The organism is Flavobacterium sp. CG_23.5, from assembly GCF_017875765.1.
In the GTDB taxonomy this organism is placed as follows: Bacteria; Bacteroidota; Bacteroidia; order Flavobacteriales; family Flavobacteriaceae; genus Flavobacterium.
This window is the reverse complement of record NZ_JAGGNA010000001.1, coordinates 609281-628210: the sequence shown is the minus strand read 5'-3', so window position 1 is coordinate 628210 and position 18930 is coordinate 609281. Positions and strand designations below refer to the sequence as shown.

Below are 18930 nucleotides of genomic sequence, written 5' to 3'. Positions count from 1 at the left end.
GAGAATGCTTATGTATATTGACGAATTTTTAATTTTCATCAACTCCTTAAACTTCATAGGGATCAGATCTATTTTTTTAGAAATAGTATTTAAATAATTAAATAAGGGATCAACTGATATTTTCTTTTGAAAAAGGGATATCATAGTTTGAACGAAATAAGCCCAATATTTTGGAACTTCAAATTCAGAATATTTATTCGTAGCTAGTAGGTGGAAAACTAGGGTATGAAAAGTAATTTTTTCTTTCATAATAATTATATTTTAATTTTTTAGATAATAAAATGTTGTTATTTTATGGAATAATCTTCGATGAGAATTAATTAAATTTTAAGTAAAATCGTTGCTGTAACTCTATTATTTAGTTAAAGAGTTGAGTTCTCAATAAAATTTATTTAATTTATTTTTTAAACCTAACTATATGTATTACAAGTGTTTGAATTTATATTTAAGAATTGAAAACTTTCTTTTTTTTTGGGGTTAAAGAATTTTTTCAGTCGTAGGTGACTTTCCTTATTTAATAATATTCAATCATTACAAATTTCAATCTTGACTTCACGCTTAATTTTAGCTTTTTCAGGAATGAAAACTTTCTTTTTTTGGGGTTAAAGAATTTTTTCAGTCGTAGGTGACTTTCCTTATTTAATAATATTCAATCATTGTAAATTTCAATCTTGACTTCACGCTTAATTTTCACTTTTTCAGGAATGAAAACTTTCTTTTTTTTGGGGTTAAAGAATTTTTTCAGTCGTAGGTGACTTTCCTTATTTAATAATATTCAATCATTACAAATTTCAATCTTGACTTCACGCTTAAATTTCACTTTTTCAGGAATGAAAACTTTCTTTTTTTGGGGTTAAAGAACTTTTTCAGTCGTAGGTGACTTTCCTTTTTTAATAATATTCAATCATTGCAAATTTCAATCTTGACTTCACGCTTAATTTTAGCTATATTAGGAATGAAAACTTTCTTTTTTTGGGGTTAAAGAACTTTTCCAGTCGTAGGTGACTTTCCTTTTTTTCTAATTTTAAAAAACATTGAATCAATACAATTTCACAACCTTGAATCAGAGTTCAATTTTAGCTTTTTCAGGAATGAAAACTTTCTTTTTTTGGGGTTAAAGAACTTTTCCAGTCGTAGGTGACTTTCCTTTTTTTCTAATTTTAAAAACATTCAATTACTACAGCCTTACAATCTTGAGATCAAGTTTATTTCTACATTTTTTAGGATTGAAAATATTCTTTTTTTGGGGTTAAAGAACTTTTTCGGTCGTAGGTGACCTTCCTTTTTTTGTATTTTTAAAACATTAAAATAATGCAATTTTTCAATCTTGAGTTCAGGCTTAATTCTAGTTTTAGATAATTTTTTATTTACGTTATAATTATTTTATTCCTGTTAGATTCTATTTTTTTTGTCTCAAACTATTTACAAACAGTTTGTTAATATCTATAAGTAAAGTTAAGTATAATTAACAATATTGATTATTTTTTTCTGTCAATAACCTATATACTCGTTGAAATGTATGTTTTTATCATAAAATTTTTAATTTTTCACTTCAAAATTTTCACTTTTGTTTCGTACATAAATAAGTACAAATGTCTTTATTTCTTTTAATACTAATTTTTAAGAAAAAACTTAAAAAATAATGTGATATAGAAATAATTTTTAAAAATAAAAATTTTAATATTGCTGCCTGGAAAGGATATCTCTTGTCACCAATCATTAAAAAAAAATATTTTTTAGCAAAATTAAAGGTCATTTAAACCTAAATCGTGTACCGAATATCATTCACAATATTAAAAAACATCTAATTTAAGAACCTCGAAAATGGTACTTTCGAGGTTTATTTATTTTACAATTGATTTACAAATACTTTGGCAATAATTATATATTTTATTTACAAAGCAGTAATTATAAATTCACTTCTTCTATTAAGTTGATGCTCTTCTTCAGTACATTCTACACCATCGGCACATTTATTTACGAGCTGGTTTTCACCATATCCTTTTCCCGTCAATCGAGTTGCATCAACTCCATTTTTAACTAACCACTCCACAGTTGATTTAGCTCTTCTATCGGATAGTGCTTCATTGTATTTGAATGTGGCTCGACTATCGGTATGAGAACGAATATCCAATTTCATAGTTGGATTTTGATTTAAAACATCTAATATTTTTTCTAGATCCAAAGCTGCTTCTTGTCGAATATTAGATTTATCCAGATCGAAGTAAATCATTTTTATTCCAAAACATTTACCTAAATCATCTCCAATAGTCACTTTACATTTCGATTTTTCCAAAGCTATAGGTAAATAAGTTTTCCCATTTTCTTCGGCAATTGTGATTTTTTGTTCTTTGGTTGTGTATTCTGTTTTTTCAGCTCTTACATAATAAGTTTTTCCACACTCAACGGTAAAAGTATAGTTCCCTTTCTCATCTGAAACTGCGGCAGTCTTTAGATTAAATTGTTCGTCATACAGACTGATTTTTGTATCTGCAAGAAACTCTTTCGTTGATACATCTGTAATTTCTCCATATAATAGTTGCTCACAAGTCAGTCTTTTAGTTTCTAAGAATTTATAAATATCATCATAACCCAGACCTCCGTCCTTATTAGAACTAAAAAAACCTCTTCTTGATTTAGTGTCAATCAAATAGGCGAAATCGTCTTTAGGAGAATTAATGTCTGATCCTACATTTTTAACTTCACTAAAAGTTCCGTCTGCGTTTATTTTGGATACAAAAACATCCAATCCGCCCAAGCCAGGATGTCCGTCTGAGGCAAAATAAAGTTCATTTTCATCATTTATAAACGGAAAAGTTTCTCGGCCTTCAGTATTAATTGTACTTCCTAGGGTTTCAGGAGTACCAAAACTGCCATCTTCATTAATTTTCGCCTTGAATAAGTCCGACTGACCTAATGTTCCCGGCATATCTGAAGCAAAATATAACGTTTTCCCATCAGGACTTAAAGCAGGATGTGCCGTACTATAATTGTTACTGTCAAAAGGTAAGTCGGTTACATTAGTCCATTTATCATTGATTAAACTCGCTTTGTATATTTTTATTAAGGTGATGCGATTTCCATCTTTTCCTTTTTTGCCATCTAGGTAATTGTTTCGGGTAAAATACATTGTCTTTCCATCAGAAGTAAAAACAGGTGTAGCTTCATGAAATTTAGAGTTAATGGTTCCATCAAATTTCTTAGGTATGGCTGGCGTCATATTCTCACCTAAATCTGCGGTGTATAAATTTGTAAAATATTGATTCGTCCATTTGTGTTTTCTTTGCCCCAAACTACCCGTATCTCTAGCCGACGCAAAAATGATTTTGTTTGAATAGATCGCAGATCCATAGTCAGAGTATTTAGAATTGACACCTGCATCTTCTATTTGGTATCGGCCTGAATTAGCTTTAATTGCTTCCAAATAATTGGGGTTATTTTTAAAAAGTTTACCTCTACTGTCGTTTCCCGATTTTTGAATAAATTTTTGTAACATTTCATCCGCCTTATCGTTTTGGCCTATAGAGCGTAAAGATTGTGCATAACGATAGTAATATTCCGCTTCCAAATCAGTTTCAGCGACCATGGCGAATAATTCACCGTACCATTTAGCGGCTTTGTCAAGTTCACCATTGAAGTAATAAGCATTCCCCAATTTTTTAAACATATCAACGGATTTATATCCTTTTTCCGCCACCCTTTCGTAGGTTTTTATAGCATCTATATAGGCATAGTTGTCATATTTTTTATCTGCTGCCGTTACTCTTGCTTTTTGAGAATAAATGTTACATGAAAAAACACTTACTAATGTTATGTAAAGGAGTATAATATTTTTCATAATAATTATTTTTAGAAGAATCTTGGGGTTATAATTTTATTCTGATTTTTGAATAATTCATAGCGTAAGAATATTTCATGCGAACCTGAATTATAATTGTTTAAAATAGTGGTTTCACGATCGTAACCGTAGCCAATGTACATGCCATCAGAAACTTGAAAACCAACCATGGCGCTTAAAGCTGCACTCCATCTATAGGCTAGTCCTACTACGAATTTTTCGCTAAACATAAAATTTGCTGATACATCTACTTGAAGAGGTGCTCCCAAAACCATTTTGGTTAGCATTGCAGGTTTGAATTTAACTTCACTAGTTAAGTCAAACACGTAACCGGCTATTAAATAATAATTGATTTTTTCTCTGAAAATAGCCACTTCATTATCATCATATCTTTTAGATTCAATAAAATTAGGGACTGAAAAACCGACATAAGCTTTGTCAGAATGTAAATAAACACCTGCACCAATATTTGGCGTAAATTTGTTACTGTAGTCATGTAAACTAGGATCATCATCAACTGGATTTAATTTGGATACATCCAAATCGAACAGATTAGCAGTTGCTTTAATACCAAACGAAAGTTTAAAAGTCTCTGAAGTAGGAATAGTGTAGGATAAATCAGCGGAGAGTGTATTCTCATGAGTAGGTCCAATTTTATCATTAATTACAGATACTCCTAATCCCAAATTATTTTCGTTTAGAGGAGTATTTATTGAAACTGCATTAGTTACCGGTGCCCCATCGAGTCCTACCCATTGCGTGCGATGCAAAGCAAATATGCTCATAGCTCCTCTCGATCCTGCGTAAGCAGGATTAACATTAATGGTGTTGTACATGTATTGTGTAAATTGTGCATCTTGTTGGCCATAACTTACAACTCCAGTAAACATCAAAACGAATATTAGTATTTTTGTCTTCATTAGGTTTCCTTTTTAAGCCTGAGGGTTAATAACAGCCTTCAAGAATTAGATTTAAGTTAAATTTATCTAGTAAGGTATAAATACCCATCTTTTTTATTAGTCTGAATATTACCATTACCATCTTTAGATGTGAAATTCAAAATGTAAAAATATGTTCCAGTTGGCAAACCGGTAGATTGACTAATTGTTGATCTACCTTGTGAAGTTCCATTGAAAACTTTGGTTGTATTATTATACCCAGTCGTTTCAAAAACCAAAACTCCCCAACGATTATAAATTTCAACAGTGTTATCTGGATAGCAGTTGTTGTACTCAATATTATCGATAATGAAATTCTCATTTAATCCGTCTCCATTTGGTGAAAAGGATTTATGAACTAATATAGTACCGCAAGGCAACACAACAGCACTACAGCTATTATTTATGTTCATATTTAACTTAATGGTTCTAGGGCAATTTACATCTTCAACTTTATATTCGAAAACATAATCACCTACGGCAAGACCTAAAACAGTAAGTATACTTCCTTGTAAGGGTACTGAATTATTCACCACTGTCCAATTTCCATTTGCTGGAGTACCTGCAGGTAAAAGACTAGATAGATCGATTGTTGAGATTTCCGCGTTATTACAAGCAGATGTAGGAATTGTTACCAAGCTGTTTGAAATGGAAACATTTACAATTTGGGTAAATGTTGATGCGTTTCCACAAGAATCTGATACGGTCCACTTTCTCATAATTGAATAGGAATCTTGAGTTCTATTTATAATGTTTTCTGTAAATAAAGCTGGTAAAACAACAGATGAACAATTGTCAACGAATGCGAGTTCAGGTTTTGCTGGAATCGCATCACAATTCACATTTATAGTTGAACTAAATGGAGTTGTAGTTGTAGGACCAGTTACATCTTGAACATTAATGGTTTGCGAAGCAATTGAGAAGTTGCCCGAATTATCAGTAACTGTCCAAGTTCTAGTTACCGAATAAGAACCAGCACATTGACCATTTGTAGTTTTATCTTCGAAAGTCAAAATAAAATTGCAATTATCAGTAGCAGTAGCAGTAGTAAAATTAGGAACTGAAGGACAGTTTATAGTAGTAGCTGCGGGTAAAGAGTTAATAATAGGTTTAGTAGTGTCGTTTACAACAATGTTTTGCGTAGCGGTTGTTGAATTTCCATTACCATCGTTAAAAGTCCAACTAATAACCGAAGTTCCTTGCGTACTTCTTGTCAAAGCATCAGAAGTAGTTCCAGTAATAGTTCCTGCGCAAGCATCAGTAGTAGTTGGAGCCACGGCAGTAGCCGAACATTCTCCTGTGGCATCCGCCAAAGTTGGCGTTACAGGTTTAGTATTGTCTTTTACAACTATATTTTGCGTAGCGGTTGTTGAATTTCCGTTACCATCATCAAAAGTCCAAGTAATAACCGAAGTTCCTTGAGTATTTCTTGTCAAAGCATCAGTGGTTGTTCCGGTGATTGTTCCGGCACAAGCATCAGTAGTGGTTGGAGCTGTTGCAGTAGCCGAACATTCTCCTGTGGCATCCGCCAAAGTTGGCGTTAGTGGTTTAGTAACATCTTTTACAACTATGTTTTGAGTAGCTGTGGTGCTATTTCCATTACCATCGTTAAAAGTCCAGGTAATAACTGAAGTTCCTTGGGTACTTCTTGTCAAAGCATCAGTAGTAGTTCCAGTGATTGTTCCGGCGCAAGCATCAGTAGTTGTTGGAGCCACAGCGGTTGCGGAACATTCTCCAGTTGCATCCGCCAAGGTTGGTGTTAGGGGTTTAGTATTGTCTTTAACCACTATGTTTTGAGTAGCTGTTGTCGCATTTCCATTACCATCATCAAAAGTCCAACTAATAACCGAAGTTCCTTGAGTGCTTCTTGTCAAAGCATCGGTGGTAGTTCCAGTAATGGTTCCCGCGCAAGCATCAGTCGCTGTTGGAGCCACAGCAGTAGCCGAACATTCGCCTGTAGCATCCGCCAAGGTTGGTGTTAGTGGTTTAGTAGTGTCGTTTACAACAATGTTTTGCGTAGCGGTTGTTGAATTTCCATTACCATCGTTAAAAGTCCAACTAATAACCGAAGTTCCTTGCGTACTTCTTGTCAAAGCATCAGAAGTAGTTCCAGTAATAGTTCCTGCGCAAGCATCAGTAGTAGTTGGAGCCACGGCAGTAGCCGAACATTCTCCTGTGGCATCCGCCAAAGTTGGCGTTACAGGTTTAGTATTGTCTTTTACAACTATATTTTGCGTAGCGGTTGTTGAATTTCCGTTGCCATCGTTAAAAGTCCAAGTGATTACAGAAGTACCTTGAGTACTTCTAGTCAACGCATCAGTGGTAGTTCCAATGATTGTTCCGGCGCAAGCATCAGTAGTTGTTGGAGCCACCGCAGTAGCCGAACATTCTCCGGTTGCATCCGCCAAGGTTGGCGTTACTGGTGTAGTAGTATCTTTTACCACTATGTTTTGCGTAGCGGTTGTTGAATTTCCGTTTCCATCATCAAAAGTCCAAGTAATAACCGAAGTTCCTTGAGTGCTTCTTGTCAAAGCATCAGTGGTAGTTCCCGTAATCGTTCCTGCGCATGCATCAGTAGTGGTTGGAGCAATTGCAGTGGCAGAACATTCGCCTGTAGCATCCGCCAAAGTAGGCGTTAGTGGTTTAGTAGTATCTTTTACAACTATGTTTTGAGTAGCGGTAGTCGTGTTGCCGTTTCCGTCGCTGAAATTCCAAGTGATAATAGAAGTTCCTTGGGTACTTCTAGTTAAAGCATCAGTGGTAGTTCCCGTAATTGTTCCTGCGCAAACATCAGTAGTGGTTGGAGCCACGGAGGTAGCGGAACATTCGCCGGTTGCATCAGCCAAAGTTGGAGTGACCGGAGCAGCAGTGTCTTTTACGATTATATTTTGCGTAGCCGTTGTTGAGTTTCCGTTTCCGTCGCTGAAATTCCAAGTGATAACCGAAGTTCCTTGTGTGTTTCTGGTCAAAGCATCAGAAGTAGTTCCAATGATTGTTCCGGCGCAAGCATCAGTAGTTGTTGGAGCCACCGCAGTAGCCGAACATTCTCCGGTTGCATCCGCCAATGTTGGCGTTACTGGTGTAGTAGTATCTTTTACCACTATGTTTTGCGTAGCGGTTGTTGAATTTCCGTTTCCATCATCAAAAGTCCAAGTAATAACCGAAGTTCCTTGAGTGCTTCTTGTCAAAGCATCAGTGGTAGTTCCCGTAATCGTTCCTGCGCATGCATCAGTAGTGGTTGGAGCAATTGCAGTGGCAGAACATTCGCCTGTAGCATCCGCCAAAGTAGGCGTTAGTGGTTTAGTAGTATCTTTTACAACTATGTTTTGAGTAGCGGTAGTCGTGTTGCCGTTTCCGTCGCTGAAATTCCAAGTGATAATAGAAGTTCCTTGGGTACTTCTAGTTAAAGCATCAGTGGTAGTTCCCGTAATTGTTCCTGCGCAAACATCAGTAGTGGTTGGAGCCACGGTGGTAGCGGAACATTCGCCGGTTGCATCAGCCAAAGTTGGAGTGACCGGAGCAGCAGTGTCTTTTACGATTATATTTTGCGTAGCCGTTGTTGAGTTTCCGTTTCCGTCGCTGAAATTCCAAGTGATAACCGAAGTTCCTTGTGTGTTTCTGGTCAAAGCATCAGAAGTAGTTCCAGTGATTGTTCCTGCGCAAGCATCAGTGGTGGTTGGAGCAGTTGCAGTTGCAGAACACTCACCTGTTACATCCGCCAAAGTTGGTGTTACTGGTTTGGTAGTATCTTTTACCACTATGTTTTGCGTAGCGGTTGTTGAATTTCCGTTTCCGTCGTTGAAAGTCCAAGTAATAACCGAAGTTCCTTGAGTACTTCTAGTCAAGGCATCAGAAGTAGTTCCAGTGATTGTTCCAGAACAGTTGTCCGAAGTAGTTGGAGCCACCGCAGTTGCAGAACATTCTCCTATTGCATCCGCCAAGATTGGTGTTGCCGGTTTAGTATTGTCTTTTACAACTATGTTTTGAGTAGCGGTTGTTGAGTTTCCGTTTCCGTCGTTGAAAGTCCAAGTAATAACCGAAGTTCCTTGGGTGCTTCTAGTCAAAGAATCAGTGGTAGTTCCAGTGATTGTTCCGGCGCAAGCATCAGTCGTTGTTGGAGTTGTTGCAGTAGCAGAACATTCGCCTGTAGCATCCGCCAAAGTAGGCGTTAGTGGTTTAGTAGTATCTTTTACAACTACGTTTTGTGTAGCTGTAGTAGTGTTTCCATTTCCATCATCAAAAGTCCAAGTAATAACCGAAGTTCCTTGAGTACTTCTTGTCAAAGCATCAGAAGTAGTTCCAGTAAGTATTCCTGAACAGTTGTCTGTAGTTGTTGGAACTGTTGCAGTAGCCGAACATTCCCCAGTTGCATCAGCCAAGATAGGTGTTACCGGAGCAGTATTGTCTTTTACCACTAGGTTTTGAGTAGCTGTAGTAGTGTTTCCATTTCCATCATTGAAAGTCCAAGTAATAACCGAAGTTCCTTGAGTACTTCTAGTCAAAGCATCAGTGGTAGTTCCCGTAATCATTCCGGCGCATGCATCAGTAGTGGTCGGAGCAATTGCAGTGGCAGAACATTCTCCTGTGGCATCCGCCAAGGTTGGTGTTACTGGTTTAGTAGTATCTTTTACAACTATGTTTTGAGTAGCGGTAGTTATGTTTCCGTTACCGTCATTGAAAGTCCAAGTAATAACCGAAGTTCCTTGAGTACTTCTAGTCAAAGCATCAGTGGTAGTTCCCGTAATCGTTCCGGCGCAAGCATCAGTAGTTGTTGGAGTCACCGTAGTAGCAGAACATTCTCCTGTGGCATCAGCCAAGATTGGTGTTACCGGAGCAGTATTGTCTTTTACAACTACGTTTTGCGTAGCTGTAGTAGTGTTTCCATTTCCATCATTGAAAGTCCAAGTAATAACCGAAGTTCCTTGAGTACTTCTAGTCAAAGCATCAGTGGTAGTTCCCGTAATCATTCCGGCGCATGCATCAGTAGTGGTCGGAGCAATTGCAGTGGCAGAACATTCTCCTGTGGCATCCGCCAAGGTTGGTGTTACTGGTTTAGTAGTATCTTTTACAACTATGTTTTGAGTAGCGGTAGTTATGTTTCCGTTACCGTCATTGAAAGTCCAAGTAATAACCGAAGTTCCTTGAGTACTTCTAGTCAAAGCATCAGTGGTAGTTCCCGTAATCGTTCCGGCGCAAGCATCAGTAGTTGTTGGAGTCACCGTAGTAGCAGAACATTCTCCTGTGGCATCAGCCAAGATTGGTGTTACCGGAGCAGTATTGTCTTTTACAACTACGTTTTGCGTAGCTGTAGTAGTGTTTCCATTTCCATCATCAAAAGTCCAAGTAATAACCGAAGTTCCTTGGGTACTTCTTATCAAAGCATCAGAAGTAGTTCCAGTGATTGTTCCTGAACAGTTGTCTGTAGTTGTTGGAACAGTTGCAGTAGCCGAACATTCTCCGGTTGCATCCGTCAAGGTTGGTGTTACGGGTTTGGTATTGTCTTTTACCAATATGTTTTGAGTAGCGGTTGTTGAATTTCCGTTTCCATCGTTGAAAGTCCAAGTAATAACCGAAGTTCCTTGAGTGCTTCTAGTCAAAGAATCAGTGGTAGTTCCAGTGATTGTTCCTGAACAGTTGTCCGTAGTAGTTGGAGCCACCGCAGTAGCTGAACATTCCCCTGTGGCATCCGCCAAGGTTGGTGTTACTGGTTTAGTGTTGTCTTTTACAACTATGTTTTGCGTAGCGGTTGTTGAATTTCCGTTGCCATCGTTAAAAGTCCAAGTAATAACCGAAGTTCCTTGGGTAGTTCTAGTCAAAGCGTCAGTGGTGGTTCCACTAAGGGTTCCCGCGCAAGCATCGGTGGTTGTTGGAGCTGTTGCAGTAGCCGAACATTCCCCAGTTGCATCCGCCAAAATTGGACTGATAGGTGCTGTATTATCAACAACATTTATTGTTTGAGATGAAGTAGATGAATTGTTACAATTATCTATCGCTGTCCATGTTCTAGTTACAGAAAATATGCTTGAATTTGAGCCACTTGTAACTACGTCATTATACACTAATGTAATAACAGATCCACAATTGTCTGTCGCTGTCGCTGGAGTAAATACTGGAGTATTTGGACAATTGATTGTTGAATCAGCAGGCAATGAAGCAATTATTGGAGCCGTAGTATCTGTAATTGCAATCACTTGAGAGAATACAGTACTTGCATTAGTACAAGCATCCGTAGAAATCCAAGTGTTAGTGTATGAACCAGCCGCACCACAAGTTCCAGGTACAAACACACCTGAAGTTTTAGTATATGTGATTGTACCCGCACAATTGTCTGTTGCAGTTGGAGCCAATGATTGCGCAGCAGTTAAAGTAGCAGCATCACTACATTCCACAGTTGCATCTAAAGCATTTGCAGTAGTTGACCATGTTGGAGCCGTAGTATCAGAAACTGTAATCACTTGAGTGAATACAGTACTTGCATTAGTACAAGCATCGGTAGCCGTCCAAGTGTTAGTATACAAACCAGCCGCACCACAAGAACCTGAAACGAATGCACCAGAAGTTTTAATATATGTGATTGTACCCGCACAATTATCTGTTGCAGTTGGAGCCAATGATTGCGCAGCGGTTAAAGCAACAGCATCACTACATTTTATGTTTTTATCTAAAGCACCATTAGTTGTTGACCAAATTGGAGCAGTTGCATCAATTATTCTAATTACTTGAGAGAATACTGAACTTGCATTATCACAATCATCTCTCGCTATCCATGTGTTAGTATATGTACCCGCTGCACCACATGTTCCAGAAACAAAAGCACCTAATGTTTTAGTATAAGTAACAGTACTACAAATGTCAGTAGCAATTGGATTCATATTTTGAGCATTTGATAAACCAGAAAAATCGTTACACTCTAAAGTTACATCTAAAGCCGTTGCAGTGGTTGTCCAAGTTGGAGAAGTGTTATCAACTACATTTATTGTTTGAGTTGCAGTAGTAACATTTCCAGAAGCATCAGTTGCTGTCCAAGTTCTAGTTAAGGAATAATTTCCATCACAAATACCAGTTGTAGTGATATCATCATATGTAAGTGTTAACGAACTACATAAATCAGTAGCTATTGCATTTGCAAATACCGGTATTGCTGGGCAATAAATAGTTGAATCAGCAGGTAATGGGTTGAATGTAGGTGAATTTGAGTCTGTAATCGTAATAAATATTGTTGTATTATCACAATTAGTTGCATTTAATTTTTCACAAATTTGATAATTAATTGAATAATTTCCTGCAGGGATACCTTGAATAATGCTTATATTCCCTGAACTATCTATAGTAATATTTGGATGACTTGCGGAAGTTATTGAAAAGTTAACATCATTTATTGCTACACTACTTCCATTTAAAATGTCATTTGTTAATGCATTTCCAATATATCCAGTAGGTGTACAATTTACATTTGTATAAGTATCATTATATGCACTAATAGTTGAGTTGTTTACTACTATTGTAACCGTTGCTGAACTACAATTCGTTGGATTTAGTTTTTCACAAATTTGGTAGATTATCGTATATGTTCCAGCAGGAGTTCCAGCAGGAACTGATATTTGACCTGTTGAACTATTAATGACTGGTATTGGGTTTGAACCAATAGGAGTTGCAGGGGTTGTAATTGTTAAATTCACTTGAGAAATTGAAGCAGAAAAACCATTTAGCGTATCGTCTCCATTTCCATTATTTAATAAAACATTTCCAGCATTTGTGTTACCTGTCGCGCCATTTCCACCATTGATAGTATCATTGTTAGCAATAATAAGTGCGTTAGTCACGGTAACAGTTACGGTAGCAGTTTTACAATTTGAAGGATTTAATTTTTCACAAATTTGGTACACAAGTAAATACGTTCCAGAAGAAGTTCCAACTGCAACATTCACTGAACCATTAGACGTATTTAAAGTAACACCAACATTTGTCGTAGAAACTTGAGTTAAGTTTACTGTCGCTAAAGTCGCTGTTGCACCGTTTAAGGTATCGTTAGTTAAAACGTTTGCCAAAGTCTGACCCCCAGAAGCACCTACAATAGAAGCACCAGTATCATTATTAGCCATAATAGCGGCATTGGTAACCGTAACAGAAACAGTCGCTGTTTTACAATTGGAAGGATTTAATTTTTCGCAAATTTGGTAGATTAGGACGTACGTTCCAGAAGGTGTTCCCGGAGCAACATTCACTGAACCATCCGCTAGATTTAAAGTAACACCAGCATTCGTTGTAGAAACTTGCGTTAAGTTTACGGTTGCTAAAGTTGCTGTTGAACCGTTTAAGGTATCGTTCGTTAAAACATTACCTACCGTTTGACCACCAGAAGCACCAACAATTGGCGCACCAGTATCATCCGTAGCTACAATGGCAGCATTCGTCACGGTAACCGAAACAGTAGCTGTTTTACAGTTTGAAGGATTTAATTTTTCACAGATTTGGTAAACCAATAAATACGTTCCAGAAGGAGTTCCAACTGCCACATTTACTGAACCATCCGCTAGATTTAAAGTAACACCAGCATTCGTTGTAGAAACTTGCGTTAAGTTTACGGTTGCTAAAGTCGCTGTTGCGCCGTTTAAGGTATCGTTTGTTAAAACATTACCTACCGTTTGACCACCAGAAGCACCAACAATTGGCGCACCAGAATCATCCGTAGCTACGATAGCAGCATTTGTCACGGTAACAGTTACGGTAGCAGTTTTACAATTTGAAGGATTTAATTTTTCACAGATTTGGTACATTAGGAAGTACGTTCCAGAAGGTGTTCCCGGAGCAACATTCACTGAACCATTAGACGTATTTAAAGTAACACCAACATTTGTCGTAGAAACTTGAGTTAAGTTTACTGTCGCTAAAGTCGCTGTTGCACCGTTTAAGGTATCGTTAGTTAAAACGTTTGCCAAAGTCTGACCCCCAGAAGCACCTACAATAGAAGCACCAGTATCATTATTAGCCATAATAGCGGCATTGGTAACCGTAACAGAAACAGTCGCTGTTTTACAATTGGAAGGATTTAATTTTTCGCAAATTTGGTAGATTAGGACGTACGTTCCAGAAGATGTTCCTGGAGCAACATTCACTGAACCATCAGCTACATTAAGTGTAACTCCAGCATTCGAAGTTGAAACTTGCGTCAAGTTTACGGTTGCTAAAGTTGCTGTTGCACCGTTTAAGGTATCGTTTGTTAAAGCATTACCTACCGTTTGACCACCAGAAGCACCAACAATTGGCGCACCAGTATCATCCGTAGCTACGATAGCAGCATTTGTCACGGTAACAGAAACAGTAGCTGTTTTACAGTTGGAAGGATTTAATTTTTCACAAATTTGGTATACTAGGAAATAAGTTCCAGAAGGTGTTCCTGGAGCAACATTCACAGATCCATCAGCTACATTCAAAGTAACGCCAGCATTCGAAGTTGAAACTTGCGTTAAGTTTATAGTCGCTAAAGTTGCCGTAGAACCGTTTAAGGTATCGTTAGTTAAAACGTTTGCCAAAGTCTGACCACCAGAAGCACCTACAATAGAGGCACCAGTATCATTGTTAGCCATAATAGCGGCATTGGTAACCGTAACAGAAACCGTTGCAGTACTACAATTCGTTGGGTTTAATTTTTCACAAATTTGGTAGGTAACTGTATACGAACCAGAAGGCGTTCCAGCTGCTACATTTACAGCACCAGTTGCAGTGTTTAAAGTAATCCCAGCATTGGTTGTTGCAACTTGCGTTAAACTTATGTTTGTTAACGTTGTTGCACCACCATTAAATGTATCATTAACTAAAACATTAGCAATAGTTTGGCCACCGGAAGCGCCGACAACATTAGCTCCAGCGTCATTAACGGCATTGATTACAGAAGGAGAAACCGTTACTGTAACTACTGCTTCATCACAATTTGTTGGATTTAATTTTTCACATATTCTATAGGTCAATGTATAATTTCCAGCAGGTGTTCCAGCCGCCACTAAAACGTTAGTTCCTGATAAAGTTATTCCTGCATTAGTTGAAGATACAAAAGTTGTATTTACTTGAACAGCATTCACTGCTACGCCACCTAAAGTATCGTTTGATAATACATTTGTGAAAGCAGTTCCACCAACATAACCGTTGATAGGAGAAGCGGTATCATTAACAGCATCAATAACTGGAGTTCCCACTGGGACAGCTACGGTGGCTGTTGAACAATTTGATGGGTTAAGTATTTCACATATCTTGTAGGTCAATGTATAATTCCCGGCTGGCGTTCCTGAAGCTATAATAACATTAGTTCCAGATAAAGAAACTCCCGGATTGGTTGAAGACACAAATGACAGTGTAACTTTTGAAGGAATAACCGCAGCACCATTTAAAATATCATTTCCTAAAACATTTGTAAATGAGGTACCACCTGTAAAACCTGTAACAGCTGAACCAGTATCATTTACAGCAAGAATAGGAGCTGCAGTTACAGCTACAGAAACCGTTGCTGTACTACAATTAGTAGGATTTAATTTTTCACAAATTTGGTACGTAACTGTATAGGTTCCTGATGGCGTTCCTGCTGCCACATTTACAGCACCAGTAGCCGGGTTTAAAGTAACACTAGCATTAGTAGTTGAAACCTGAGTTAAGTTCACCGTTACTAAAGTTGCAGTTGCACCGTTTAACGTATCATTCGTTAATACATTAGTAAAAGCAGTACCTCCATTATATCCATTTATAGGAGCAGCAGTATCATTATTCGCGATGATTATTGCATTGGTAACAGTAACACTAACAGTAGCTGAACTACAATTAGCAGTGTTTATTTTTTCACAAATTTGGTAGGTTACTAAGTAACTTCCGGATGGCGTATTTGCAGACACATTTACAGAACCTGTAACAGCATTTAAAGTAACCCCGGCATTAGTAGTTGAAACCTGCGTTAAGTTCACCGTTGATAAAGTAGCAGTTGCTCCATTTAGGGTATCATTAGTTAAAACATTCGCTAATGATTGACCACCAGAAGCACCAACTATATTTGCACCGGTATCATTTAAAGCTTGAATAACAGCGTTTATTGGTGTAGGTGTTGATGTAGCCGTATTATTTCCTGGCGTAGGATCAAATAATGGACCAGATATAATGGCAGTATTTGCGTAGTTCCCAGTTGACAAAACGGTTGCAACAATGGTTAAGGTAGCACTTGCATTGATGGCAAGATTACCAACAGACCAATTTGGTGCTGTCCAAGTTCCTACTGAAGGTGTTGCCGATACTAATGTATAACCTGTAGGCAACGCATCATTCACGGTAACTCCAGTTGAAGCATACGGTCCGTTGTTTGTTGCTGTTATGGTAAAGGTCACATTGGTTCCAATAATTGGATTGGCATTATTTGCTGTTTTCGTAATTGCTAAATCTGAATAACCTGCAACATTTACTATGGCAGCAGTTTGTGATGTACAACTTACCGCGTTTAAATTCCAAGCAAATACATTTAGATTATAGGTTCCAACGGTATTAAAAGCAGTAGTTTGAATCGTTATCGTTCCATTATTACCAAATACTGAAGGCGATATCGAAGCATTCGCTGCGTTTTTGATATAATATAAAACGCCAGAAATTGAATTAGTAATCGTGAAAGTGGCCGTGTTTCCTACTATAATATTTTGTGTAGTTGCTGCTAGAACTGGTGCTGGCGGATTAGCACAAACTACTGTAACTCGAGCAGGACAAATCACTTCAAGTAAACCTGGTTCGCTAACACCGATACTTAAAATTCCACCTCCATATATTCTATTTGAAGCTGTTGTATTAACCGGAATGCTCCAAGCAGTTAAACTTGTTATAACGTTTCCTATTGCAGCGCCATCAATGTATAATGTTACGGTAGTATTTGGAACGGCGCTTGCTAAAGTACCTGAAACGGATGTAACATTATCTAAGATAGGATTTGTTATAGTGCCACATCTTGCGCTTGATGTTGCCGTGAAAGTTGTTACAGTATTAGAAGCAATACTTGTTCCGCATGAAGTAGTTTGTTGCGCGTAATAAACGGAACCAGCAATACCTGCATTTGCAACAGTTTGCCAATTACCTGATGCATTAACGATTGCTGTGCCAAAAACGGCTCCGGTAGAATCATATACGGTAACAGTTGCGCCGGGATACCCTGATGTTCCTGAAATTGGTAGTCCAGATTGGATTTGATTACTCGCATTAGAGGAAATTACTGGCGGATAAACCACACAACTTACTGTTATTGAAATTGGATTAGAAGAACATCGCGCACCGTTTGTTGCTCGTAGCGTTAATACATCACCAACTATTAAATTATAACTGCTTAATGGAAAAGAAAATGTTCCAGCACCAGTAGAAGTTTGCGTACTAATTAAGTTTTCATTTAAATACAAACGTATTGTTATACTTGCAGTTGAAGTACCAGTTAATGACTGCGAAGCAGCATAAATTGGATCTGAGGTTATCACTGGACTGGCAGTATTTCCGTTTCCAGCCAAACAGATATATGTATTACATAAACTCTTGCATTGACCAGGAACTATTTGTTCTATATAATATTCACCAGAAGGAATTGCATTTGACGCACCAGTATTACAAACGAGTGTAGAACCACCATTTCCACCATCCCAATACCAATTTCCTCCGATTACCGTTCTAGTTTTAACTAATGTTATACCGGTACTAGTAACATTATAAATATTGATTGTTGCACCAGTAACACCTGTTCCTTCAAAACCTTTTCGCGTGGCACAAGTAATTGTTGGACAAGGAGAAGTTATCCCACTAGGACAAGCAGGCGGACCAATATTTACTATATTACTAGTAAAACATTGTGACTCATTTGTGGCTTGCGCTTTGGCTGTTATTATGTCGCCAGCAAGCAGTATCACTCCCGTAATAGACCATGCTCCTCCACTTGTTGCAGTGGTTGTGCCCAGCAAAGTACCGTTTCTATATATTGTTATTGTTGCTGTTGATTGTGTTGAATAGGACGCTTTTGTCCAGGTACCAGTTATCGAAGTTGATAAAGTGGTTAAACCAGTATTTAGAACTGGTGCAGCAGTACACAAATTAGTATTACAGGTTCCGGCAGCAATTTCAGCTGGCGTACAAGGATTTTGTGCGTTGATATCTGGTGAATAGGCATCAGATACTGGACCACACAAAGCATTTTTTGGAGCCATTACGGTTGTTGCATCAAATCGTAATGGGGTTGAAGTAGTAATTGCACCTGCACCTGTAAAAGCAGATAGCGGTGCGTAGAAATCTAAAAAGTAGTCTGGATCACCATCGTTAGTTGTTAAAGCAATTGAAGTTTGAGCATATTGTCGGTTAGCTGGCGTCGTGAATAAGTATTCAGTTACTGCAGCGTTACATGGACTAGTATTTACATTATAAACTTTTACGCTAAATCCTGTTTCATAAACTAGTTCATATTCATAACCAGGATTAGAAGCAGAGTAGGTGGGATCTGCTGGACCAAATAATCCATCAGTATCAATTAATAAACTGTATCCTTTTGCTCCTGGAATAATTTTTCCTAAACGCATACGAACCATTAAATTGGTTCCATCGGCATATACATAAATTGCTTTGTTATTGGCGTCTGGCACATAATCACTAAATCCACCATTTGGTCCACGTCTCAAATCACCTATAACTTCAGGAGTAATTGGTGTGATAGCCAAATATGGGATTTCACTAAAAGCAGCACCAACATCACCACCAACAAAACCTGCAGAGGTAAGAGATGCAAAACCATCATTATTGGGATCTAATACAGATGAATTACTAAGCGGAGGTATATTTCCAGCACCATCTCTTATTATCAAACCTTTAGTTTGTGAAAAACTTGAATTTAAACTAAAAACAATTAGAATAAATGTCAGTATTTGATAAATTTTATTGGGGTAAAATTTAATCATAGGTTATATTTTTAATTAAAAATAAATACTACATAATTAATTAAAAAAGTCAGTGAATTAGGATAGAAGTACTATCCTAAAACCTAAAATTAAAATTTAAATTCTGCAATAATTTATTCTGTTTTAGTTTTGGGGACTATTTATGCTTTTAAAAAAAATCTACTTTAATAATTATTTAGTTGATTAAAATATTTTATTAATTATCATTTAT

Annotated in this window: 3 protein-coding genes; all 3 read right to left on the bottom strand. The window is 37.4% G+C overall.

Going from position 1 to position 18930, the window contains the following annotated elements; all coding sequences use genetic code 11:
- Positions 1-1894 precede the first annotated feature (1894 nt).
- Positions 1895-3838: an OmpA family protein gene (locus H4V97_RS02590; protein ID WP_196851555.1), complete on the bottom strand. Its 1944-nt coding sequence runs from the start codon at positions 3836-3838 to the stop codon at positions 1895-1897.
- Positions 3839-3849: 11 nt separating this feature from the next.
- A complete protein-coding gene (locus H4V97_RS02585) occupies positions 3850-4758 on the bottom strand; it encodes a type IX secretion system membrane protein PorP/SprF (protein WP_196851556.1) in 909 nt (302 codons plus the stop codon).
- A 62-nt stretch (positions 4759-4820) separates the two neighbouring features.
- Entirely contained in the window at positions 4821-18719 is a 13899-nt protein-coding gene (locus H4V97_RS02580; RefSeq protein ID WP_209548815.1) for a gliding motility-associated C-terminal domain-containing protein, read from the bottom strand.
- Positions 18720-18930: the final 211 nt, after the last annotated feature.